General features: G+C 33.2%; 18 protein-coding genes. 10 read left to right on the plus strand and 8 right to left on the minus strand.

Annotated elements, in window-relative coordinates; genetic code table 11:
- Window positions 1-186: 186 nt before the first annotated feature.
- On the minus strand, window positions 187-384 hold the full coding sequence (locus HNQ03_RS05125; RefSeq protein ID WP_173778598.1) for a hypothetical protein: 198 nt from the start codon (window positions 382-384) through the stop codon (window positions 187-189).
- Window positions 385-757: 373 nt separating this feature from the next.
- On the opposite strand from HNQ03_RS05125, the gene HNQ03_RS05130 reads away from it, so the two are divergent.
- From HNQ03_RS05130 to HNQ03_RS05150, 5 genes are read left to right on the plus strand one after another with little or no spacing between them, the layout of a single operon-like run.
- A complete protein-coding gene (locus HNQ03_RS05130) occupies window positions 758-1,765 on the plus strand; it encodes an NAD-dependent epimerase/dehydratase family protein (protein ID WP_173778599.1) in 1,008 nt (335 codons plus the stop codon).
- Window positions 1,765-3,528, plus strand: a complete 1,764-nt coding sequence (locus tag HNQ03_RS05135; RefSeq protein ID WP_173778600.1) for an AMP-dependent synthetase/ligase — start codon at window positions 1,765-1,767, stop codon at window positions 3,526-3,528. The genes HNQ03_RS05130 and HNQ03_RS05135 overlap by 1 nt, the downstream gene beginning before the upstream one ends.
- Window positions 3,529-3,555: 27 nt before the next feature.
- A complete protein-coding gene (locus tag HNQ03_RS05140; protein ID WP_173778601.1) occupies window positions 3,556-4,611 on the plus strand; it encodes a diphosphomevalonate/mevalonate 3,5-bisphosphate decarboxylase family protein in 1,056 nt (351 codons plus the stop codon).
- Between the two features lie 2 nt (window positions 4,612-4,613).
- The gene (locus HNQ03_RS05145; RefSeq protein ID WP_173778602.1) at window positions 4,614-5,045 is read left to right on the plus strand and encodes a hypothetical protein; all 432 of its coding nucleotides are present in this window, start codon (window positions 4,614-4,616) and stop codon (window positions 5,043-5,045) included.
- Between the two features lie 45 nt (window positions 5,046-5,090).
- Window positions 5,091-5,684 (plus strand): LOG family protein, encoded by a 594-nt coding sequence (locus tag HNQ03_RS05150; RefSeq protein WP_194305158.1) that lies wholly within the window; start codon window positions 5,091-5,093, stop codon window positions 5,682-5,684.
- 39 nt (window positions 5,685-5,723) lie between these two features.
- Here the strand turns inward: HNQ03_RS05150 and HNQ03_RS05155 are convergent, their stop codons facing one another.
- The 6 genes from HNQ03_RS05155 to HNQ03_RS05180 form a co-directional block, all read right to left on the minus strand.
- Entirely contained in the window at window positions 5,724-6,788 is a 1,065-nt protein-coding gene (locus HNQ03_RS05155; protein ID WP_173778603.1) for an endonuclease/exonuclease/phosphatase family protein, read from the minus strand.
- Window positions 6,789-6,877: 89 nt separating this feature from the next.
- A complete protein-coding gene (locus tag HNQ03_RS05160; RefSeq protein ID WP_173778604.1) occupies window positions 6,878-8,194 on the minus strand; it encodes a dihydrolipoamide acetyltransferase family protein in 1,317 nt (438 codons plus the stop codon).
- A gap of 54 nt (window positions 8,195-8,248) precedes the next feature.
- On the minus strand, window positions 8,249-9,079 hold the full coding sequence (locus HNQ03_RS05165) for an SAM hydrolase/SAM-dependent halogenase family protein (protein ID WP_173778605.1): 831 nt from the start codon (window positions 9,077-9,079) through the stop codon (window positions 8,249-8,251).
- A 219-nt stretch (window positions 9,080-9,298) separates the two neighbouring features.
- Window positions 9,299-10,288: a hypothetical protein gene (locus tag HNQ03_RS05170; protein WP_173778606.1), complete on the minus strand. Its 990-nt coding sequence runs from the start codon at window positions 10,286-10,288 to the stop codon at window positions 9,299-9,301.
- 17 nt (window positions 10,289-10,305) lie between these two features.
- Complete coding sequence (locus tag HNQ03_RS05175) at window positions 10,306-11,634, minus strand: hypothetical protein (RefSeq protein ID WP_173778607.1); 1,329 nt, start codon at window positions 11,632-11,634, stop codon at window positions 10,306-10,308.
- 50 nt (window positions 11,635-11,684) lie between these two features.
- Window positions 11,685-14,897 (minus strand): beta strand repeat-containing protein, encoded by a 3,213-nt coding sequence (locus HNQ03_RS05180; RefSeq protein ID WP_173778608.1) that lies wholly within the window; start codon window positions 14,895-14,897, stop codon window positions 11,685-11,687.
- 263 nt (window positions 14,898-15,160) lie between these two features.
- Here HNQ03_RS05180 and HNQ03_RS05185 point away from each other — a divergent pair, with 263 nt between their 5' ends.
- The 4 genes from HNQ03_RS05185 to HNQ03_RS05200 all read left to right on the plus strand — a co-directional run bounded on the left by HNQ03_RS05185 (window position 15,161) and on the right by HNQ03_RS05200 (window position 18,117).
- Entirely contained in the window at window positions 15,161-16,117 is a 957-nt protein-coding gene (locus tag HNQ03_RS05185) for a PhoH family protein (RefSeq protein WP_173778609.1), read from the plus strand.
- Between the two features lie 15 nt (window positions 16,118-16,132).
- Entirely contained in the window at window positions 16,133-16,414 is a 282-nt protein-coding gene (locus HNQ03_RS05190) for a DUF3575 domain-containing protein (RefSeq protein ID WP_173778610.1), read from the plus strand.
- A 324-nt stretch (window positions 16,415-16,738) separates the two neighbouring features.
- Window positions 16,739-17,347, plus strand: a complete 609-nt coding sequence (locus HNQ03_RS05195) for an outer membrane beta-barrel protein (protein WP_173778611.1) — start codon at window positions 16,739-16,741, stop codon at window positions 17,345-17,347.
- Window positions 17,348-17,535: 188 nt separating this feature from the next.
- Complete coding sequence (locus HNQ03_RS05200) at window positions 17,536-18,117, plus strand: outer membrane beta-barrel protein (protein WP_173778612.1); 582 nt, start codon at window positions 17,536-17,538, stop codon at window positions 18,115-18,117.
- 73 nt (window positions 18,118-18,190) lie between these two features.
- On the opposite strand, the gene HNQ03_RS05205 is transcribed toward HNQ03_RS05200, so the two are convergent.
- The gene (locus tag HNQ03_RS05205; RefSeq protein WP_173778613.1) at window positions 18,191-19,897 is read right to left on the minus strand and encodes an APC family permease; all 1,707 of its coding nucleotides are present in this window, start codon (window positions 19,895-19,897) and stop codon (window positions 18,191-18,193) included.
- A gap of 173 nt (window positions 19,898-20,070) precedes the next feature.
- Between HNQ03_RS05205 and HNQ03_RS05210 the strand changes: the two genes are divergently transcribed.
- On the plus strand, window positions 20,071-23,037 hold the full coding sequence (locus HNQ03_RS05210) for a tetratricopeptide repeat protein (RefSeq protein WP_173778614.1): 2,967 nt from the start codon (window positions 20,071-20,073) through the stop codon (window positions 23,035-23,037).
- Window positions 23,038-23,066: the final 29 nt, after the last annotated feature.

Here is a 23,066-nt window from a genome sequence, read left to right on the forward strand (position 1 = left end):
TATAAACATTTTACTCGCTGCAGCGGCATTTAACTTTAAAAGGATGATGAATAAATGGAAATCTTCCATTTGCCAAATTTTAAATGTACTTTTATCCGTGATAACTTTAACTTGGAATCAAAAATTCCAGAAAATATCAATATTAAAATTTTAGAAATTGAAAATCATAGTGTTTTTAAGCGCTGACTATTTATCCTTGTTTTCTTGCCACCAATTTGTTTTAGACTCTTCGGCTAATTGATCTGCAATCTCTTGCGTTGCTTCACTTTTTTTAATTATTTCTTTATATTTCAAATAATTAATGATGCGCTGCAATCCCAAAATGTCAAAATCAGCAGGAATTTTAAGAATAATTTCGTTGTCTTTACTATTTTCTAAAACCATAACAATGTTATTAATAAACAAATATAACTAAAAATTTCAGCATCTTTTGCTTAAATTTGTCGGATATAATAGATCGAAAAAAGAATTTGATTGTTAAATTTTTGGTGTTTTTATCTATTGTTTTTAATTAATAGAATTTTATAAATGAAACTATTAGCAAGATTTATTGTTTTATGGTCAAGTTTTTTTAATATATTTTTACTCACTTTTTTTATTTTTATAAAATGAGAGATAGCATAAATTTTAGTCTTTCAGAATTTATATTTTGGGGTTTTTGGATTACAATTTACTCGATAATTAATTGTTTTTTTGCAACTAAAATTTTTAGAAAAACTCGAAAACTCAGAAACTCAAAAACTCAATTAAGCAATATATGATTCTCATAACAGGCGCAACAGGAATTCTCGGTAGAGTAGTGGTTTTGGAACTTTTGAAAAGTGGCAAACAAGTTCGTGCTTGCAAACGTGCAACTTCAAATGTAGAAGATGTGAGAAATTCTTTCAAATTTTACACAGAAAATCCCGACGAATATTATAATAAAATAGAATGGGTAGATGTAGATTTTGAAGATGCAGAGTCTTTGAAAACCGCTTTAGAAAACGTTACAGAAATTTATCATTGTGCTGGAAAAGTAAGTTTTCACCCGAAAGATAAAAAGGAATTGCACCAGAATAATATAAAATTTACAGAGCAACTTTTGTATGCCTGTGAAAACTCTAGCGTACAAAATTTTTGTTACATTAGTTCTATCGCAGTTTTGGATGGAGTAAATGACTCTGGCGAAATAGATGAAACTTGCGATTACAACCCGAAAATTTCGCATTCTGCTTATGCAGCTTCCAAACATTTTGCAGAAATGGAAGTTTGGCGCGCTTCCGCAGAAGGTTTGAATACCGTAATTCTTAATCCAGGTGTGATCCTCGGAAGTGGAAATTGGAAAAATAGCAGTGGAACATTATTCTCAACTTTTATTAAAAATAAATTTACTTTTTCTGGCGGCACAGCTTATGTAGATGTGCGAGACGTTGCCAAAATTGCCCTAGAATTAATGGATAATAAACATTTTGGAGAGCGATTTGTTGTAGTTGCAGAAAACAAGAATTTCGTGACAATTGCAGATCAAATTCGCGAAAAAGTTGGACTTTCTAAGACAAAATTGTTGCCAATGTTTTTATTAAATATAGGTAGAATTCTCAATATTTTGCTGGGTTGGCTCATTTCACCATTAAAAATGATTTCTAAGCCAAACATAGAAGCCGTAAGCACAAATACAAAAGTGAGCAACAAGAAATTGCTAAAAACTATCAATTATCCATTTATTTCTATACAAGAGAGTGTAGAATTCCATTTAAATAATTATATTTCAGATCATAAAAAATAATGAACGTAGCAGAATTTTTAAATAAAAATACAGAGAAATTTCCCTCAAAACCAGCAATTGGTTTTAAGAAAAAAGAGGAATGGACGGAAATATCGTGGTCTCAATTTAGAACAATAGTTTTTAAAACAGCAAATGCACTGCGAAATGCGGGCATTTCCTCTGGAGATAATGTTGCCATTTATTCAGATAATTCTGCAGAATGGATCATCTTAGATTTAGCAATTCTATCAGTTGGAGCTGTTACAGTTCCTATTTATTCTACGAATAATCTCGAACAAGCAGAATATATTTTAAATGAAACCGCATGCAAAATGATCTTGGTGGGAAACCAAGAGCAATATGATGCTGCTTTTGAAATATTAAATAAAAATAAAATCTTACAGCAAATAATTGTTGCTAAAAAAGCGATCTGGATAAAGAAAGAAAGCAGCCAATATTTAGAAGATTTAATAGAAGATGAAGATGAAAATTTCGAATTGGTTTCTAAAGAAGATGAAGATTTGGCTACCATTATCTATACTTCTGGCACAACTGGAGTTCCCAAAGGAGTGATGCTTTCGCACGGGAATTTCCACCAATCTGTAGATGCGCATTTTAGCTTTTTTAAATTCAAAAATTTTGAAAATGAAACTTCATTAGCGTTTTTGCCATTAACGCATATTTTTGAAAGAAGCTGGACATTACTCGCGCTTTCTGGTGGTGCAAAGGTTTATTTTTTAGAAAATACCAAATTAATTGCACATGCATTATCAGAAATAAAACCGACCATAATGTGTGCTGTTCCAAGGTTTTACCAAAAAATTTATGCAAGTGTGAATGAAACGGCAAATACCAGTTCGAGCACCAAAAAGAATATTTTTAAATGGGCTTTGAAAACCGGAACTGAAGTTGCAGAATTGAAACGTTTGGATAAGAAAATTCCACTTCTGTTAAAATTTAAAAATAAAATTGCTGGAACTTTAGTTTTCGATAAAATTAAAAATAAAATGGGTGGTAAACTTTGGTTTATGCCTTGTGGTGGAGCTTCCGTTTCTGCAGAAGTTACTCAATTATTTGAAGCCATGGGAATTCACATTACAGTTGGCTATGGTTTGACGGAAACTACGGCTACTTTAACGTGTTTTTCTACCCATCATTTCGAGCACGGATCCGCAGGAATTCCAATTGGTGATACCGAAATTAAAATTGGCGAAAACGACGAAATTCTCGCCAAAGGAAGAGGTATAATGAAAGGTTATTATAAAAAACCGATAGAAACTGCAGAGGTTTTCACGGAAGATGGCTGGTTTAAAACTGGAGATTTAGGCAAATTTGATGCAGCAGGAAATCTTATCATCACAGATAGGATAAAAGATTTAATGAAAACATCTAACGGAAAATATATAACGCCGCAACCTATTGAAAATCTGCTTTCTAATGATAATTACATCAATCAAGTAATGGTAGTTGCAGAGGGCAAACCGTATGTAACGGCTTTAATAATTCCTAACTTTGAAGCTTTGCAAGAACTTATTTCTAAGATGAATATTCCTTTTACAAATTGGTCTGAAATGGTGAATTCTGATAAAATAAAACAATTTTACGATGAAAAAATTGATGAAATTCAGAAAAAATTATCTGGTTTTGAAAAGGTGAAAAAATTTGTTTTGATGTCTGCAGAATTTGAAATTGGCAGTGGAGAAATAACCCCAACTTTGAAAATAAAAAGAAATGTAGTGATGAAAAAGTACGCAGAAATCATCGATAAAATGTACAATTCTTAAAAATATATTATATAAATAATTTAGAATATGACCGAATTTTCAGGAAATAGAAACTTCAAAATCTCTAATCAAAAGGTTGTAGAATCTTGTTCTTCCAACATCGCACTGATAAAATATTGGGGCAAATATGAGGGCCAAATTCCGGCCAATCCAAGCATCAGCTTTACATTAAACCACTGTAAAACAAATACTGAGATGGAGTTTTTTGCTGCGGAAGAATTTTCAGTACAAACTTATTTAGCAGGAAATGAAGAAGTGAAATTCGCCGAAAAAATAGAAAAATACTTCAAAAGCATCGAAGTGTATTTACCATGGATTTTAAAAGGGAAATATATCATCAAAACTGAAAATACATTTCCGCACAGCTCTGGTATTGCAAGTTCTGCATCGGGTTTTGGTGCCATCGCAAAATGTTTGATGAGTTTAGATCATAATTTTAATGTTGACAACCAACAAGCAACAACCGACACGCAAAAAACGAGTTTTTTGGCTCGATTAGGCAGCGGAAGTGCTTGCAGAAGCTTGTACAATGGTTTGGTAGTTTGGGGAAAGACGGAAGAAGTTGCAGAAAGTTCTAATCTTTTTGCGGTACCTTATCCAAATGAGGAAATTCATCCTGTTTTCAAAAAATTTAACGATTGGGTTTTGCTCGTTCACGAAGGAGAAAAAACAGTAAGTTCTACAGTTGGTCATGCTTTGATGGACGATAATGCATATGCAGAACGAAGATTTGAAGAAGCCCATGAAAATTTTAAAATTTTAAAAGAAATTTTGAAAACTGGCGACATGAAAAGGTTCATCACTTTTGTAGAGCACGAAGCATTAACCTTGCATGCGATGATGATGATGAGCAATCCGGCGTATATTTTGATGAAATCTGGTACGCTAGAAATCATCAATAATATTTGGGAATTTAGAAAAGAAACAGGGTTGAATATTTTTTTCACGTTGGATGCGGGTGCAAATGTGCATGTTCTTTTTCCAGAAAATGAGGAATCGGATTCAATAAAATCATTTATAAAAGAAGAACTTTTGCCAAGTACACAAAATGGAAAAATGGTAATGGATGAGATGAGTTTTTAAAAATGATAAAGAAAATCCGTAAAAAGTCTAATCTTTTCACAAAAATTCCAGTAAGTTTAATAATTCTTATTTTTGCTTTATACAGAATTGAAACCTCTGAAAATGCTAAAAAATTTGGCGTGGAAGTTTTCGTTTATTCAATAGTGATTTTTGGAATTTTTGTGAAAGCACTTTTAGCTTACGTTTTTCCTGAAATTATTTTAGATCAGGAGATAATTAAGTTTATTGGAAGAAGCAAGTTGAAGTGGAGCGCCACTAAATCTATAAAAATTACTGAAGTAGATAATGAAATTAGCATTGTCATAGAAAAATTTAATTCAAAAAAAATAATAGAACATCTAAAAGATTTAAATACCAATCAAATAGAGTTAGAAAAACTGATAAGGAAATTTGCGCCAAATATAGATATTTCGCCAAATTTAAGTAGTTTTTAAAAATATTAATAAAGAAAATAAGACAATCAAAAGATTGTACTACAGATGGAAAATATAGAAAGAATAAGCGTTTTTTGCGGAAGCAGTTCCGGCGAAGACGAAATTTTTGTGAAGGAAGCCTACAAAGTTGGGAAATTGCTCGCAGATAATGGCATCACCGTTGTTTATGGAGGTGCAAAAATAGGTGTAATGGGAAGTGTAGCAGATGGTGCGCTTGAAAATGAAGGTGAAGTAATTGGTGTGATTCCAGAATTTTTGGAAACCAAGGAAGTTTCTCACGACGGTCTTACAGATTTGATTGTAGTAGAAAGTATGCACCAAAGAAAGGCAATAATGTATCAACTATCAGACGCAATTATCGTTCTGCCTGGTGGTTTTGGCACGATGGAAGAATTTTTTGAAATGCTAACTTGGGCACAATTAGGAATGCATCAAAAACCCATCGGAATTTTGAATACCAAAGGATTTTATGATCATTTGCTTACCTTTTTTGATGAAATGCAAAAGCAAAATTTTATTACCAATACACATCAAAAATTATTTATTGTTGGCAAAACAATGCCCACATTATTGAAAAGAATGGGGAAATACAAAGCCCCAAAATTGAAAAAATGGATAACAGAAGAGGAAGTGATTTAGTCTGATTTAAGATTTTATCGTAATAAATTAATCAAAAAATCATCTATCGCTTTCTGCTTTTTTACCTTCGTCAATTAATTCTTCTGCTTCAGTTTTTTCCTCGGTATCGCTCTTTTCTACTTCATTTTTTTGTTTTTGATCATTCTTATCAATATAAAATTCACAAAGGATAGGCAAATGATCTGAGCCAAAAGCTTCCAAAGTTTTCAAATTTTCTATAAAAATATCTGGAGAATGAAACATCAAATCTATCGGAAATCGCAATAATTTGTATTTAGCATGATAGGTTGATATAAAACCGCGACCAATTCTGGGATCTATTAATTCGCTTACTTTTTTAAATAAAATCGAAGAATTAGACCATGCCACATTATTAAAATCACCGATTACCAAAACAGGTTTTTCTATATTTTTCACTTCTTTTGCAACGCTCAAAATATCGCCATCTCGCTCTTTTGATGTTTCTTCTTCCGTAGGACTTGGTGGAGGAGGATGCACACCAAAAAATACAAATTTAAAACCATCTTCCGTTTCTAGATGCGCTTCTATACTGGGAATATCGTCTGCTACAAAATAATGAACTTTGGATTTTGCAACTTTAAATTTAGAGTAGAAGTGCATACCATACGTATTGTCCAATGATACTTTTATATGGTTTGGATAGTCTTTTTCTAAAATTTTCACAGCGTTTTCCCAATGTTCATCGCTTTCCATCATAAGAAATAAGTCTGGTTCATTTTTTTTTATTAAAGAAATAAATGAAGCATAATCTTTATTAAATAAGTAAATATTTGCAGAAATAATCTTTATATTTTTAGAAGAATTTCTAGATTTTTGGTGCTTACTTCTTGGGTAAAGTGGTGTGTATTTAGCAAGAACAATACAATGATATGCTATGGTAATTAATAAAAATCCTTGGATTATATAAAATGAAGTAGAGAAATTGTTTAATAAAAATCCAGCTAAAAATGTTGCCAACATTATAATAGTCAATTGTGTTTTCCCAAAATCCCACACGCGAAAAAGCCAATGTTGGTTTTTAAATCTTGGTAAAAAACTCACGACAAGCAGTACAGCACTGAATATTATATAAGCTTCCCACATAAAATATCTTTTTTCAAATTTAATAAATTTAATCACAAAAAACGCACTCTCGTTTGAAAGTGCGTTAAGTTTATCGTAATTTAAAGATATTAAATTTCTGTATTCATATCCCAATTTTGGAGATAATCGTGTACATGTTTCAAAAACATTCCGCCTAAAGAACCATCTACCACACGATGATCGTAAGAGTGAGACATAAACATCAAACTTCTAATTGCAATTACATCTCCGTCTTCGGTTTCCAAAACTGCAGGTTTTTTCACAATGGCACCAACAGCTAAAATGGCAACCTGAGGTTGTGGAATAATAGGTGTTCCCATTAAATTTCCAAATCCACCAACGTTTGAGATGGTATATGTTGCACCTTGCGTATCTTCTGGTTTCAATTTTTTATTTCTAGCTCTGTGTGCCAAATCATTGATGGCTTTTGCGAGACCAGAAAGCGATAGTTGGTCTGCATTCTTAATTACAGGTACAATCAAATTTCCGTCTGGTAAAGCGGTTGCCATACCAATATTGATGTTTTTCTTTTTGATGATTTTATCTCCATCTACAGAAACATTGATCATTGGGAAATCTTGAATTGCTTTCACAATAGCTTTCACAAAGATGGGCATAAACGTTAGTTTTTCGCCGTCTCTTTTCATAAAAAGATCTTTGTTTTTCGTACGCCATTTTACTACGTTCGTTACGTCTGTTTCTATAAAAGAAGTTACGTGTGGAGAAGTATGTTTGCTCTTCACCATTGCATCTGCAATTATTTTTCGCACTCTATCCATTTGGATTATTTCATCTCCTTCATTCAATTTTATAGGTGCAACTGGAGCAGGAATGTTTTGTGCTTGCGCAGTTTGTGCAACTGGAATTGTTGCAACTGGTGCATTTCCTCTATTTTTAACGAAAGAGAGTATATCTTCTTTAGTTATTCTACCTTCTAGACCAGAACCTTTTATAGAATTTAATTCGTTTTCAGTAATGTTTTCCTCTTTTACGATGGATTTCACCAATGGAGAAAGGTATAAATCTGAATCCAAAATCGTGGAGTTTCCAACACCATTTTGCAAGGGTTGTTCCAATTGCTGTAGAGTTTCTGCATCCGATGTAGGAATTTGATTACTCACTTCCTCATGATCTTTTGGCTCATTATTTTGCATCGCTGCATCAGAATCTGTTTCCAAAATCGCGATTGCTTCGCCAATTTTCACAACATCGTCTTTTTGCTTCAGAAGCTTCACAATTTTTCCCGAAACTGGTGTCGGAACATCAGAATCTACTTTATCTGTTGCAATTTCTACAACGCTATCATCTTCATTTACGGTGTCACCTTCATTGGCAAGCCAACTGATAATCGTAGCTTCCATCACGCCTTCTCCCATAGATGGAAGTAGTAATTTATATTCTGCCATTATAATATTTGATTTTTACAAATATAAGAAAATTTGTGTTTTTTAACGGGTAAATTATAGATTGTTAGAAAATTGTATGAAAATTTTGTCTCCAATATTCAAACCAAACAGTGTTTTTGCACCATTGTTTATATTGCCTTTGTATATTGTAAGCTCCAGAAGATCAAATTCGTTGAATATTGCAGCTGCTTTGCCTAGATATTCCTTTTCATTGTCCCAATCTGCAACTACTCCTGTTCTTGTATTATATATTTTTGTGAGCGCTTGGTTTCTAAATTGGATACTAAAAGAATCGTAATTCACCATTTTTTTGGTGAAGATTGTTTTGCTTATGTTAGAAACCACATTTCCAAAATGATCTATATACATGAATTCTCCTACAATTTTGCCTGATGAAAAAGTAGGTCTTGGAAAAGATAATTCTTTGGGATTAGATAATTTTCTACCAATTATCTCTGGCAAACCACCTTTTTGAAGATGTGCCGCCGTTTCTGCAAACAAATCTATGGTTGTAAATTTATCATCTTGTTCAAACCTATTTTTAAAGGTGATCTCGAAAATATTTGTAGGTATAATATCAAAGAAAATTAAACTCAATAGTCCGTTATCTGCGGCTAAAAAGTAATGTCCATCTGCCTCATACAGAATACATTTTCTATTTTTATTATAAAAACTATCCACGGCAATGATGTGAATAGAACCTTTGGGAAAAGATTTGTAGGTATTTCTTACGATATAAGATGCTTCTATCAGGTTGTAGGCATCAATTTCGTGAGAAATATCAATCAATCTTCCACCTATATTTAATGAAAGAATTTTGCCTTTCATTGCAGGAACGCGAAAATCTTTGTTCCCAAAATCTGATGTTAGAGTAATAATTGGCATTTTGCGCTTTCTTCAAATTGATGAACTGCAAATTTAATTTAAAAATAAAAAAGAATAAGATTCATTATCAATAAATGTTTTTAAATGAGAAAATTAATTTAACTTTATTACATACTTTTAAAATAAAACAAAATATAGATGAGTAACCTATATTATGAACATAAAAGAAGTAAAAATGAAAGTTTTTTTAACATATAAAAATTATATTTTAAATAATTTTTATAAATTCCAGAAACCAATTTGATCATTTTCAATTGGGGTGATTGCGGAAATTGGCATATCTGTAGGAAACATCAAAACTTCGCTCATATAACCTGTGTAAGGTGTATTTGTACTATTTCCAAAGGCGTTACCGATCCAGAATTGACCACCTGTTTGCGTGCTTGAAGTTGCTGCAGAATTGTTAAGAGCTGTTGTGGCTCCACTTACTCTAACCGTTTTGTAGGAAGTTCCTCTTATAAAAGAATATTGTTTCCAAAGTCCTATGTTTGGTGCATTATAATATCTACGATTTGATGCACAACAATTTTCTCCACTGTCAAAATAGGAATTACCATCGCTCCAATTGACGTGAAAACTCCATCGCCAGTTTGTGGCAGTATTTATATAACCAAAAGAAAATTGATTGTTATTTGCCAAAGGTTTTATCGCTACTACAAAAGATCCAGTAATACCATTATTTACAATATTTTGTATCGGTTGATTAATGGCTAAATAATCATTAGATCCATCAAAATAAATGCTAGGTTTGGTATTTCCGCTGCCTGCAGTATTTAATTGTAATTGAGGTTGATTTGCAATTATAGTTTGTGTGGAGTCATACGCTGTCGCTCCTTGATCGTACCATGTTGTAACATATAAAACAGCCGAACCTTTAAAACTGGAAAGAGTCGTAGTATTTCCCACAGAAAACCCTCCGCCCGCTAAAGTAATTGTTACCTCACTATTTGTACTCACTACACCTGTATTATCAAAAGCAACATTGGCTTCAGCATTAGTGCTACCATTTCTAATTTTTATGGAAAAACCAGAATAACTATTTTTTAATTTTCTTAAGCTATAGCCAAAACTAGAAGCAGTAGAAGTAATATCTAAAGGTCCAGCTGGTCTGTAATACCGATTTGTAGGCAAAACTTGCCCAAAAATATTTTGAGTTATTAGAATTAGTACTAAAGCAAAAAGTTTTACATTTATTAATTGTTTAAACATTCTTCGTTTATATAAAATTATTGAACATCTCCACTTAACACAGATGAACCTGCTGCTCTTACTTCCAAACCAGCTTTTGCCCATTGTCCAGAAGTTTTTGTAGCTCCCCATCTATTGTTTATTGTCATTCCACTTCCAGAAATTGTAATTGCACCTGCTCCAGCTTGTGTGATACTTACTTGAAAACCAATTGGTAAAGTACTTGGAGCTGTGAGTGTTATGGCCGAAGAATTAGTAAAATCTAATATTTTTCCATTGTCAGCATTTGAAAGAGTGTAAGTAGTTCCAGGTACTGTAATTACTGAAAATACACCAAAATTGGTAGGTTTCCAAGTGCTTGTTGTTGTATCCCAAACCAATGCTTGACCATCTGTAGGAGCTGTTGTAGAAATTGCTTTTCCCTGTAGTTGATTGGCATTCCAAAGTGGAGCAGTATTATTTACGGTAAAAGTTGCATCATTTGCACCAACAATTTGGCCTGTGCTATTTGTTAAAACCAGTGGTGAAGTTGCTGTATTTACAGAAGTACCTGTTGCTAAATCTTTTGTAGTAAGTAAAGAAGAAACAACATCTCCTGTAGAATTTGTACCTAAAAAAGCTGCACTGGTAAGATTGGTTAATCTTAAACCTGAATTTCCAGTTGTCCCTTGAGTTATTTCTAATTTATTATTAGGTGTAGCTGTACCAATTCCAACATTTGCACCATTTCCTAAAATCACAGTATTGGCTTGCGCTGCAGTAGTGTTGTATCCTATTGCTGTAGAATTATTTGCTGATGCAGTTGTATTAGAACCCAAAGCTGTAGCTTGAAATCCTGCAGTTGCTATATTCCCAATTGCTACAGATTGATTATTAGTTGTATTTGCTGCAGATCCAACAGCTACAGACTGATATTTAGCTAAAGAAGTTTGTCCGATACTAACACTTTCAGTTCCTGTATCTGCTGAAGAAATTGAACTACCAATAGCTACAGATTTGTACCCTGCTGTTGTTTGATAACCTAAAGCAGTAGAAATTTGATATAAATCTATTCTACCGGATTCAAAATTATTTACTTTGAATACTAAAGGTACATTATTGGTTGAACCTAAAAAATTGGTTGCAACTATATTATTCCCAGTTAAACCCCATCCCGATCCTTTATGTTTTTCCCATGCAGAACCATTATAAACGTATAAACTTGTATCGTCTGTATTATAAATCAAAACGCCTGTTTCTGCTGGCGTTAGAGCATTCATAGCTGTGGTATTTACCGAGTGGACTTTTATTAATGACCCTACTTGAACTTGACCGAAAGCAAACAAAGAGAATAATCCTAGTGCTATGGTAAATAAATATTTTTTCATAAGTTACATTCTTTAAAATAGTGTTAATGATTGAATTTCTGTTTCAAATATTAAAAATCAAATACAGAAAACATGAATTCTATGTCTCTTTTCGAACTATTGCTTCCACCATTATCATTATCTGCAGTATATACTGTAAAACCTGTAGTGGTTTGATTGGTGTAATTTACGCTAGGTGAATCATTTGCAACACCTAATAAATCTTTATTAGTTAATTGAATCACATAATCTGCAGAACTCATAGCGGTTGTGAAAGTTACTTGATAAACACCAACCGATGTTCTAGAAACAGTTGCACCTTTTATCTTTGCAGCAGTACCAGTTGCATTCACTTTTCCCATTGCTTTCAGTGGGCTTGCAAAATAAGCACCTCCATCGGTTCCAACCGTGATATCATTTTTCGCGTTTGCACTTACAACATTTGCAGTCTGTGCAGTAGAACTTTCGTTAGTGTACGTAATAACGCCGGTAGTTGTATTTTGCAATAGTGTAGTTACTACATTTGAAGGCAATGTAACCGTATTTCCACCTGTACCAGAGATGGTAAGATTATTTCCAGAAATTGAAAGTGTTTGAATTTCATTGGTAATACTTCCGTCAATTTCCGTAAAGGTATTGTTTACTTTATAAGGATCAGCAGTTGTTCCAGTTCCTGTAACGGTTACCGCTCCAGTTCCAGCTTCTACTTTGGTATCGCTACCATCAGAAACGGGAAGCGTGATTGCAGTTCCAGCCACACCATTTACGGTAGTTGTCAGTTGACCAGCAGTAATATTATTTGCCACAGAATTTACGATCGGCGCAGTTAAAGTTCCGTTTGAATCTGTTATGGAAAGAGTATTTACAGCACTTGATAAAGCGGTGTTTACCTCATTGGTAATGCTTCCATCCACTTCTGTTCCTGTTATTAAATAAGGAGTTGCAGCTGTACCATTTCCAGAAATAGTATTTATTCCTGCAGCAGTTACTTTGGTATCGCTACCATCAGAAACGGGAAGCGTGATTGCAGTTCCGGCAACACCATTTACGGTGGTTGTTAGTTGACCAGCAGTAATATTATTTGCCACAGAATTTACGATCGGCGCAGTTAAAGTTCCGTTTGAATCTGTGATAGAAAGAGTATTTACAGCACTTGATAAAGCGGTATTTACTTCATTGGTAATACTTCCATCAATTTCTGTGAAAGTATTGTTTACTTTATAAGGATCAGCAGTTGTCCCAGTTCCGGTAACAGTTACCGCTCCAGTTCCAGCTTCTACTTTGGTATCGCTACCATCAGAAACGGGAAGCGTGATTGCAGTTCCAGCCACACCATTTACGGTAGTTGTCAGTTGACCAGCAGTAATATTATTTGCCACAGAATTTACGATATGCGCAGTTAAAGTTCCGTTTGAATCTGTAATAGAAAGAGTATTTACAGCACTTGATAAAGCGGTATTTACTTCATTGGTAATACTTCCATCAATTTCTGTGAAAGTATTGTTTACTTTATAAGGATCAGTAGTTGTTCCAGTTCCTGTAACGGTTACCGATCCAGTTCCAGCTTCTACTTTGGTATCGCTACCATCGGAAACGGGAAGCGTGATTGCAGTTCCAGCTACACCATTTACATTAGTTGTCAGTTGACCAGCAGTAATATTATTTGCAACAGAGTTCACGATCGGCGCAGTTAAAGTTCCGTTTGAATCTGTGATAGAAAGAGTATTTACAGCACTTGATAAAGCGGTATTTACTTCATTGGTAATGCTTCCATCCACTTCTGTTCCTGTTATTAAATAAGGAGTTGCAGCTGTACCATTTCCAGAAATAGTATTTATTCCTGCAGCAGTTACTTTGGTATCGCTACCATCAGAAACGGGAAGCGTGATTGCAGTTCCGGCAACACCATTTACAGTAGTTGTCAGTTGACCAGCAGTAATATTATTTGCCACAGAATTTACGATCGGGGCAGTTAAAGTTCCGTTTGAATCTGTAATAGAAAGCGTATTTACAGCACTTGATAAAGCGGTATTTACTTCATTAGTAATGCTTCCATCCACTTCTGTTCCTGTTATTAAATAAGGAGTTGCAGCTGTACCATTTCCAGAAATAGTATTTATTCCTGCCGCAGTTACTTTGGTATCGCTACCATCAGAAACGGGAAGCGTGATTGCAGTTCCGGCAACACCATTTACGGTGGTTGTTAGTTGACCAGCAGTAATATTATTTGCAACAGAGTTTACCATCGGGGCAGTTAAAGTTCCGTTTGAATCTGTAATAGAAAGAGTATTTACAGCACTTGATAAAGCGGTATTTACTTCATTGGTAATGCTTCCATCAATTTCTGTGAAGGTATTGTTTACTTTATAAGGATCAGCGGTTGTTCCAGTTCCTGTAACGGTTACCGCTCCAGTTCCAGCTTCTACTTTGGTATCGCTACCATCAGAAACGGGAAGAGTAACAGTAGAATCCACCCCATTAACAGAAGATTTTAAAACTCCAGAAGTAATGGTTAAATTATTAGAATTAACCACTGGCGCAGTTAAAGTTCCGTTTGAATCTGTTATGGAAAGAGTATTTACAGCACTTGATAAAGCGGTATTTACTTCATTGGTAGTGCTTCCGTCAATTTCTGTAAAAGTATTATTTACTTTATAAGGATCAGCAGTTGTTCCAGTTCCGGTAACGGTTACCGCTCCAGTTCCAGCTTCTACTTTGGTATCGCTACCATCAGAAACGGGAAGCGTAATAGTAGATTCTACACCATTTACTGATGATTTTAAAACTCCAGCAGTGATGCTTATTGCATTGCTATTGATGATGGGAACAGTAGCGCCAATTGTTCCATTTACCGTGGTTGATAATAGATTTCCTGTAGAAGTATTTGAAACTGTAGTTCCTAAAGCTGCTGTATTAACTGGAAGCCAAGTTAAACCGTTCCAAGCTAAAACTTGACCTGCAGTTGCACCTTGCTGAGCTAATCCCAATTCATTTCCGGTACTTCCATTACCGATTAAAGTAGAATTGGTGAGTACTTTTGAGCTTCCTGCAGCTGCTTGAGAAACCACTTTGCTTGCACTTACATATTTCACAACGCCATCTGCATCAAATACCATTATGGAATCTTTTGCAGATTGATCTGGTCCTATCTGATTTATTTTTCTCACTCGCAAAGAACCATTTACATCCAAAGTTTCAGTTGGCGAGGTAGTATTTACACCCACTTGCGCGCTGTATAAGCCAGATATTATTAGTAAAGTAATAACTAATAATTTTAATTTCATATCAAATATTTTAAATTAATAATTAAATATATTAATTATAAAAATAATCAAATATATTTCTCCAAAAATACAAAATTTTAATGATTTATGCTTGTAATTTAAGTATTTACATATAAATTTTCACAAATAATTATGATTTATTGTAAAATTAGTGGATTTCATTACAAACTAAAAGGCTAAATTGTATTTCTAACAAATTCATGCAATTTTTATCAAATAAAATTTTTAACTTTAATTTTTACAATAAAAATAAAAAATACTAAATGTTTGAACTCAATTATGAACTAAGTGGTGTAGATCCAAAAATTTTCTACGGCGTAAATAACCAATTCTTTAACCTCCTAAAATCTAGTTTTCCCACTGTGAAAATAAATGGTAGAGACCAATGGATATTTGCTCAAGGTACTCAAGAAGCATTAAATATTTTACAAAATAAGTTGGATGACATTTTAAGATTTATTCACAAAAATAATAGTATTGGATTAAAAGATTTAGAAAATATTTTGAATCTAAAGAATGAAACTGAAAGAGAATTGATTTTTAATCAAGATATCATCATCAAAGGTATCAATGGAAAAGTGATAAAAGCGAAAACCATCAACCAGAAAAAATTGGTGCGAGAATCTGAATCCAAAGATATGGTATTTGCAATAGGACCTGCAGGAACAGGAAAAACCTACACCAGTGTTGCTCTGGCTGCAAGAGCTTTGCGAGATAGAGAAGTGAAAAGAATAATATTGACAAGACCAGCTGTAGAAGCGGGAGAAAGTTTAGGATTTTTGCCAGGTGATTTGAAAGAAAAACTAGATCCTTATCTACAACCTTTGTATGACGCACTTCGAGATATGATTCCGCATGAAAAATTGGAAGGCTTTATGGAGAAAAATATAATTGAAGTTGCTCCTTTAGCATTCATGCGTGGTAGAACGCTAGACGAAGCTTTTGTCATTTTAGATGAAGCACAAAATACAACACATGCTCAAATGAAAATGTTCCTAACCAGAATGGGCATGAATGCAAAATTCATCATCACCGGAGATCCTACCCAAGTAGATTTGCCACTGAAACAGAAATCTGGCTTGAAAGAAGCCATGAGGATTTTGGAAGGAGTGAAGGAAATTGGTTTTGTGCATCTTACAGAAGAAGATGTAGTGAGGCATCCTGTTGTTCGGAAGATAATTAATGCATATAGTGAAGAAGAAAAAAGAAATCAATCTTGATAATTTAAAATAATTGTGGATTTATTATGTATAATAATTCTAAATTTTGGTGGATTTTTTGGGGAAGAAGATGGAAATAGCGCTGAAGCAAATTTAAGCGCAATTGGTGGTGGTGTAAGAGCTGGATATCAATGGATATTTGGATCAGGTTTTACCTTAGATATAAACTTAAGAGCATCTTACAAAACATTTACCTATAAATATGATAATGCTGCAGATGAAGAATTCTATGGAAATGATTTAAAAGCAAGTGGAGTTTTACTAACAAGATCCTTCGGATTGGGTTACGCATTTTAGTCAAGTATTTATTATTTTCAAAAATCCTATCAATATGATGGGATTTTTTTATATAATTACGTTCTCAACAATAATAAATACACTTTGTTGTATTATTGATTTTTTCCATTTTCTGTGAATTAATGTCGTGAAATCTCAGAATTGTATCATAGTAATCATAAAATTTGTTAAAAATTTGATTATTTTAAAATTTTGAGCTAAATCAATATTGATGATAATTCATTATATAGGTTGATTTTTGTCTATATGATAAAAATCTTGTTTTAAACATTTGTTTACATTGATTTTTGATATACATTTGCACCCAATTTAAATATTAAAATAATGAAAAAAGTAATTTTAGCAAGTGCAATAGCACTTTTCGGTATGGTATCTGCTCAAGAATCTGAAACTCCAGGTTTCGTAAAAGGTGATACTTTCATTACAGGTGCAGTTGGTTTTACTAATTCTACTCAAGGTGAAGTTAAAAACAATACATTTACAATTGCTCCAAGCGTTGGATATTTCGTAAGCCCAAACATCGCAGTAGGTGTAAGAGCTGGTTATACTAACATGAACGAAACTGATAAAACAACTTCTATCACGGTAGAAAATGAGTCAGATACTTTCGCTGTTGGTGCTTTCGGTAGATATTACTATACACCTGCATCTAGATTCTCTATTTTTGGTGAATTAAATGCAAACTATGGTAATCAAAAATTCACCAATACTGTTGGTGGTGTTTCTACAGATGCAAAATTTAATGCATTTGATGTAAACATTGCTCCAGGTGTAAACTATTTTATCTCTAAAAACTTTGCTTTAGAAGCAACTTGGGGAGTATTAGGATATTCTTCATTCAAGCAAGATGTTGCTGGTGCAGAATCTCAAGATAACTTCAATATCGGTTTAGATTTAAATGATCTTTCTTTAGGTTTGGTTTACAAATTCTAATTAGAAAATTTAATCAAAAATTTAATCCTAGTTCGCAAGAGCTAGGATTTTTTAGCTGTAAAGATACGGAACTCAAAAAATTGAATGAATTATATAAAATTCCTTTTAAAATTTGAAAACAACGTGTTACAATAAGATTTATCTTTGCATTATAATAAAACAACAACTAATTATAAATATTAAAAAACATGAAAAAATTATTTTTAGCAGCAGCAATCGGTTTGTTCGGTTTGTCTAATGCACAAATTCAAAAAGGAAATTATATGGTAGGTGGAGAATTGGCTGCGGCTGGTTTCGGTCTGAACGAAGGTGCTGGTTACCAAGTGAAAATTTCTCCTAATGCAGCTTACTTTGTACAAGACAACTGGGCAGTTGGTGGTTATGTAGATTTAGGTTTTTCTGGCGCGAAAAGTAGTTCTACAACATTTGATTACGGAGTAGGAGCATTGACGAGATATTATTTCTCTCCAGGTGAAGCTGGTGTTGACAATTTATTGAAGCACGGTAGATTCTATTTACAAGGTAAAGCAGGTATTGGTGGACAAACTACTTCTGATGGTGGAGATTCTGCTAATGGTTTAGATCTTGGATTCGGACCTGGTTACACTTATTTCATCACCTCAAACATTGGTTTAGATGCATCTTTAAACTATAATGGTAATTTAGGTTTTGGTAATAGAGGTACAACTTCTAATCTAGATTTTAGATTAGGTTTAAATATCTTCTTGCCATCTAGCAAAGCAATGAGCAACGTGAAAGACGAGTACTAAACTTCGGTATATTTAAAAGAAAATCGCCTCAAATTTTATTTGAGGCGATTTTTTTATGCATCTAATTCAGATATTATATCTGCTCTACTTCTGATCTCAAATGGCTTTTTCTATATCCATACATAAAATAGATTATTAGGCCTAATGCAAACCAAAGTCCAAACCAGAACCAATTGTTATGCGTCATTCCCGTCAAAAGATAAAGACAACTGCTTAAACCCAAAAGCGGAATCAAAGATAAATTTTTTGCAAAAGATAAAACTACCAATACAAGATTGATAAGGATATAAAAGAATACAGACATTCTAAATTCTCCTTCATTGGCATCACTCCAATCAAATAAATTTTGAAAAAACTCTGGTACCCAGAAATAAAATCCTACCAAACTTCCCAAGAATAAAACTGGAAATATTATTTTAGAATTTACGTAAGGCATGTGAAATCTTCCAGCAATTTTCTCTTTCGCAGGCATCAAAAGTATTCCAGCGTTTACCAATACAAATGCGAAAATAGTTCCTATACTCGTAAAGTCTAGAATGAAGGATTTATCGGTAAATAAAATTGGCAAACCAACAGCTATTCCAGTTATGATGGTTGCAAAACCTGGAGTTTTATATTTAGGGTGTATACTAGAGAATTTTTTTGGCAAAAGTCCATCTCTACTCATCGCATACCAAATTCTCGGTTGTCCCATTTGAAAAACTAACAATACGGAAGTGATAGCAATAATTGCTGCAATAGAAACTGCAAATTCCATCCACGGTAAGTTTCCATTTTCTGGTGCGAATATAAAAGCTAAAGGATCTCCGATGCCTTCAAATTTCCTGTAATCTACAATTCCTGTGAGAATTAATGTCAATACTATATATACTACGGTACTTACCACCAGCGAAATAATCATTCCTTTTGGTAAATTTTTCTGCGGGTCTTTTGTTTCTTCAGAAAGTACACTCAACGCATCAAAACCAATATACGCAAAGAAAACTCCCGAAACTGCGGCCATAACACCAGAAAATCCATTTGGCATCATGCTTTGCACGCCTTCATTATTTACAGGGGTCCAATTATCAGAATTAATGTAGAAAATACCAACACCAATTATTAAAAATATAACGGCTAATTTTAATATGACCAATAAATTATTTACATTTTTACTTTCTTTTATTCCAATGTATACCAACCAAGTGATAAATGCATTGATCAATAATGCTGGAATATCTAAAATCATTTTAAGATTACCGATCATAGGAGCTGAAGTCCAAGCATTCACATGTTCTTTGTTTGTGAAAGATAAATCTGATGAAGCTTGGGCAATAGATTTATCAAAAGCTAGCTTAGCTTCTGGATAGCTAGTGCAAAGATAATCTGGAAAATGAATGTTAATCCGTTCTAGAAATGAAGTAAAATAATCGCTCCAAGAAAATGCGACATAAATGTTACCAAAAGAATATTCCATAATCAGAGCCCAACCAATTACCCAAGCTATTAATTCTCCAAAACTTGCGTAAGCGTATGTGTAGGCAGATCCAGCTGTAGGAATTCTACTTGCAAATTCTGCGTAAGACATCGCTGTAAAAGCACATGCAACACCGCAAATTATATATAAATTGATAACTCCAGGGCCACCACGAAATATAGCTTCTCCCAAACTACTGAAACTTCCTGCACCAATGATGGCTGCTAAACCAAAAAATACAATATCCCAAACTCCTAAAACTCTATGCAATCCCGATGAATCTGCATTTTTACTGTAATTTTTTCTGCGGAAAAGTTGATTCATTAGATGTTTTTATTTATTTATAAAAACAAATGTAAGCAATAATCTAAAAAATTTGTTAAAACAGTCTTAAAAAAAACCAATCTTTTACACATTTTATTGTTAATAACGTGTGAATAACAATAAGTTTTCCTTAATTTCGTTGCTTTAAAAAGTATCAATTTTTAAATATTAAAATGAATAATAAAAAAATACTATTGGCTTCCATTATTTCTCTTTCCGGGATTGTAGAAGCTCAAAATTCTCAATATTTCAGCAATATAGATAGCTACGAATTCAATTTGGCAGAAAATCTCTATCAAACAAAAGTTTACAATGCTTCCCAATACGAGTACGCGCAGCAATATTTTTACAATTCCAATTTAAGTAATTCTAAAAAAGAAGCCGCGCAATTTTTTGATAATATAATCGGGGTTATTTTGCAAAAAAACCATGCGGAAAAAGGTTTGGCGGCATTTATGAAGGAATATCCAAATTCTGCTTACTTCGCGAAAGCAAATTTGCCTCTAGCTGATTTTTACCTCGCCAAAAAAGATTTTCCAAAAGCCTTGGAAACTTTGCAAAAGATCAATCAGTACCAATTAACTGCCGATGAAAATACCCAATACATCATGAAATTGGGCTATGCAAAATTCATGACGGGAGATGCAAAAGGTGCAACTAGAGCGTTAGAAGAAGCCTACAAAAGCGGAAACGAAACTACAAAACCAGATGTAGCTTATATGCTTGGTCATCTTTATTACGCTGATAAACAAATAGATAAATCTTTTCAATATTTAGATACGATTAAAGAAAATCCAAAATATTCTAAATTAGTGCGTCCTTATTACGTGCAACTTTTTTATAATGACAAAAATTATGATAAAGCTATTGCAGAAGGTAAAATGCTTCTAAATGAAGATATTTCTACAGAATACAAAGCAGAAGTTCATAAAATAATTGGCGAAAGCTATTTTATGAAAAAAGATTACGCTGCAGCATATCCTAGTTTGAAAATATTTTTGGAAAGCAAGGAAAATCCTACGGAAAGCGATTTGTATGAAGCGGGTTTCGTAGCTGCACAACTTAAAAAATATGAAGAAGCGGTTGGATATTACAACCAATTGATCAACAATCAATCTCAACTTTCGCAAAATGCTTATTACCAATTAGGGAATGCTTATTTAGAAATTGATAAAAAACAAGAAGCACTTTCTGCTTTTAGATCTGCTTATCAGATGACTTTTGATGCTTCTGTGCAGCAATTGGCGCACGAACAATACGCAAAATTGAGCTACGATATTGGAAATCCTTTTGAAGCGGCACCTTCTGTAATTCAATCCTATATTGTGAATTACCCAAAAAGCAACAAAATTTCTGAGATGAAAAAGTTGCTGGTAAAATCTTACTTATATTCTGGAAATTACAAAGAAACTTTGAAAGCAATTGATGAGGTGAATAATGCTTCGTCTGAAATAAATAAAATCAATCAAGAGGTTTCTTATTTATTAGGTACAGAAGAATTTAATAAAGGAAATTACGATGCAGCAGAACAGTATTTCAATAGAAGTTTGAAGTTTAATCTGAATACAGAATTTAACGATAGAGCAAACTATTGGTTGGCGCAAACCTACTACCAAAAAGGAAATTATCCTTCTGCAATTGTTCGTTTTGAAAAATTATTGAACGCCAGCGAATTTCCAGAGAAATCTCAATTAAATTATGATTTGGGCTATTCTTATTTTAAATCTAAAAAGTTTGATAAAGCACAAAACTATTTTAAAAATTATCTAAAAAATCCGAATCCATCTTTCAAAAATGATGCGGAACTGAGATTAGCAGATACTTATTATGCTAACAATCAACTAAGTGAAGCGATTGCTATTTATGATAAAGCAGAAAATGCAGACGATTATACATTGTTCCAAAAAGGAATGTCACTTGGTTTTCAAGGGAATTCTACTGCAAAAATTTCAGCTTTAAAGAATTTGCTCTCTCAATTTCCAAAATCCGAATATGCAGACGATGCTCAATATGAAATTGCCGTTGCCTACGCTTCTACAGACGATTTTAATAATTCTAACGACTATTTTCAAAAAGTAAAAAAATCCAGTGAAGATTTAGATTTAATTGCCAATGCAAAAATTTATACGGCTCAAAATTACATTGATCAGAATCAAAATCAGAACGCACTTTCTGAGTTTCAAAGTTTGGCGAGTGAATATAGAAATACAGCCTATTCTTCTAAAATAGTTCAAGCTGCAAGACCATTATTTCTAAAATCTGGCGACATTTCTGGCTACGAAAATTTTGCTAAAAATGCCGGAGTTAAAATTAATGCTTCAGAAATAGATGAATTAAATCTTTCTAGCGCTCAGCAATTTTATGCCAAAAAAGATTTTGCAAAAGCGATTCCTTTTTACGAGAAATATTTAACTGAAAATCCTACCGGAGAAGGAAAATATCAAGCAGAATATGAGTTGGGCGAAAGTTATTTTCAAAATGGAAATCCTACAAAAGCACTTTTAACATTGCAAAATGTAGGTAGTTCTCAAAATGATTATCAGCAGGATGCGCAAACAAGAATTGCGCAAATCTATATCTCGCAAGGAAATTCTACCGAAGCTAAAAAATATCTGGACAATCTTTCTAGATCTTCAAATTCAACAATTAAAAACTTTGCAAACGTAGAATTGATGAAAATTTATTCTGACGAAAAAGATTTTAAAAATGCAGAAAAATTTGCAGATTTAGTTTTATTAAATAGCAAAAATTCGCCATCTGTGGTAGAGCAAGCGAAAGTGATAAAAGCCAGAAGTTTGATGAATAGTGGCAAAGATAAAGATGCGCAAACCGCTTATGCAGCATTAGAAAAATCTGGAAATACAGAAGTGGCTGCAGAAAGTTTGTATGCGAAAGCATTCTATCAAAATAAAGGGAAAGCCTTTAAATCTAGTAACGAAACCATATTTAAATTAGCAAATAATTACGCATCCGAAGAATATTGGGGTGCAAAAGCCTTGGTTTTGATGGCAAAAAATTACATCGGTTTGAAAGACAATTACCAAGCAAGTTATACAGCAGATCAAATAATTGCGAACTACAAAGATTTTCCAGAGATTGTTGCGGAAGCGAAAGCTGTAAAAAGTCAAATTAAAAAGTAATTAGACTTAGGTAAAAATTCGCAATTTCC

The organism is Frigoriflavimonas asaccharolytica (assembly GCF_013294015.1).
Taxonomy (GTDB): Bacteria; Bacteroidota; Bacteroidia; order Flavobacteriales; family Weeksellaceae; genus Frigoriflavimonas; species Frigoriflavimonas asaccharolytica.

Coding starts and splice junctions, on each gene's coding strand:
- HNQ03_RS05180 (WP_173778608.1), bottom strand. CDS start 14,897: ATGAAATTAAAATTATTAGTTATTACTTTACTAATAATATCTGGCTTA.
- HNQ03_RS05175 (WP_173778607.1), bottom strand. CDS start 11,634: ATGAAAAAATATTTATTTACCATAGCACTAGGATTATTCTCTTTGTTT.
- HNQ03_RS05210 (WP_173778614.1), top strand. CDS start 20,071: ATGAATAATAAAAAAATACTATTGGCTTCCATTATTTCTCTTTCCGGG.
- HNQ03_RS05170 (WP_173778606.1), bottom strand. CDS start 10,288: ATGTTTAAACAATTAATAAATGTAAAACTTTTTGCTTTAGTACTAATT.
- HNQ03_RS05185 (WP_173778609.1), top strand. CDS start 15,161: ATGTTTGAACTCAATTATGAACTAAGTGGTGTAGATCCAAAAATTTTC.
- HNQ03_RS05155 (WP_173778603.1), bottom strand. CDS start 6,788: ATGTGGGAAGCTTATATAATATTCAGTGCTGTACTGCTTGTCGTGAGT.
- HNQ03_RS05160 (WP_173778604.1), bottom strand. CDS start 8,194: ATGGCAGAATATAAATTACTACTTCCATCTATGGGAGAAGGCGTGATG.
- HNQ03_RS05200 (WP_173778612.1), top strand. CDS start 17,536: ATGAAAAAATTATTTTTAGCAGCAGCAATCGGTTTGTTCGGTTTGTCT.
- HNQ03_RS05150 (WP_194305158.1), top strand. CDS start 5,091: ATGGAAAATATAGAAAGAATAAGCGTTTTTTGCGGAAGCAGTTCCGGC.
- HNQ03_RS05140 (WP_173778601.1), top strand. CDS start 3,556: ATGACCGAATTTTCAGGAAATAGAAACTTCAAAATCTCTAATCAAAAG.
- HNQ03_RS05125 (WP_173778598.1), bottom strand. CDS start 384: ATGGTTTTAGAAAATAGTAAAGACAACGAAATTATTCTTAAAATTCCT.
- HNQ03_RS05195 (WP_173778611.1), top strand. CDS start 16,739: ATGAAAAAAGTAATTTTAGCAAGTGCAATAGCACTTTTCGGTATGGTA.
- HNQ03_RS05165 (WP_173778605.1), bottom strand. CDS start 9,079: ATGCCAATTATTACTCTAACATCAGATTTTGGGAACAAAGATTTTCGC.
- HNQ03_RS05130 (WP_173778599.1), top strand. CDS start 758: ATGATTCTCATAACAGGCGCAACAGGAATTCTCGGTAGAGTAGTGGTT.
- HNQ03_RS05205 (WP_173778613.1), bottom strand. CDS start 19,897: ATGAATCAACTTTTCCGCAGAAAAAATTACAGTAAAAATGCAGATTCA.
- HNQ03_RS05135 (WP_173778600.1), top strand. CDS start 1,765: ATGAACGTAGCAGAATTTTTAAATAAAAATACAGAGAAATTTCCCTCA.
- HNQ03_RS05145 (WP_173778602.1), top strand. CDS start 4,614: ATGATAAAGAAAATCCGTAAAAAGTCTAATCTTTTCACAAAAATTCCA.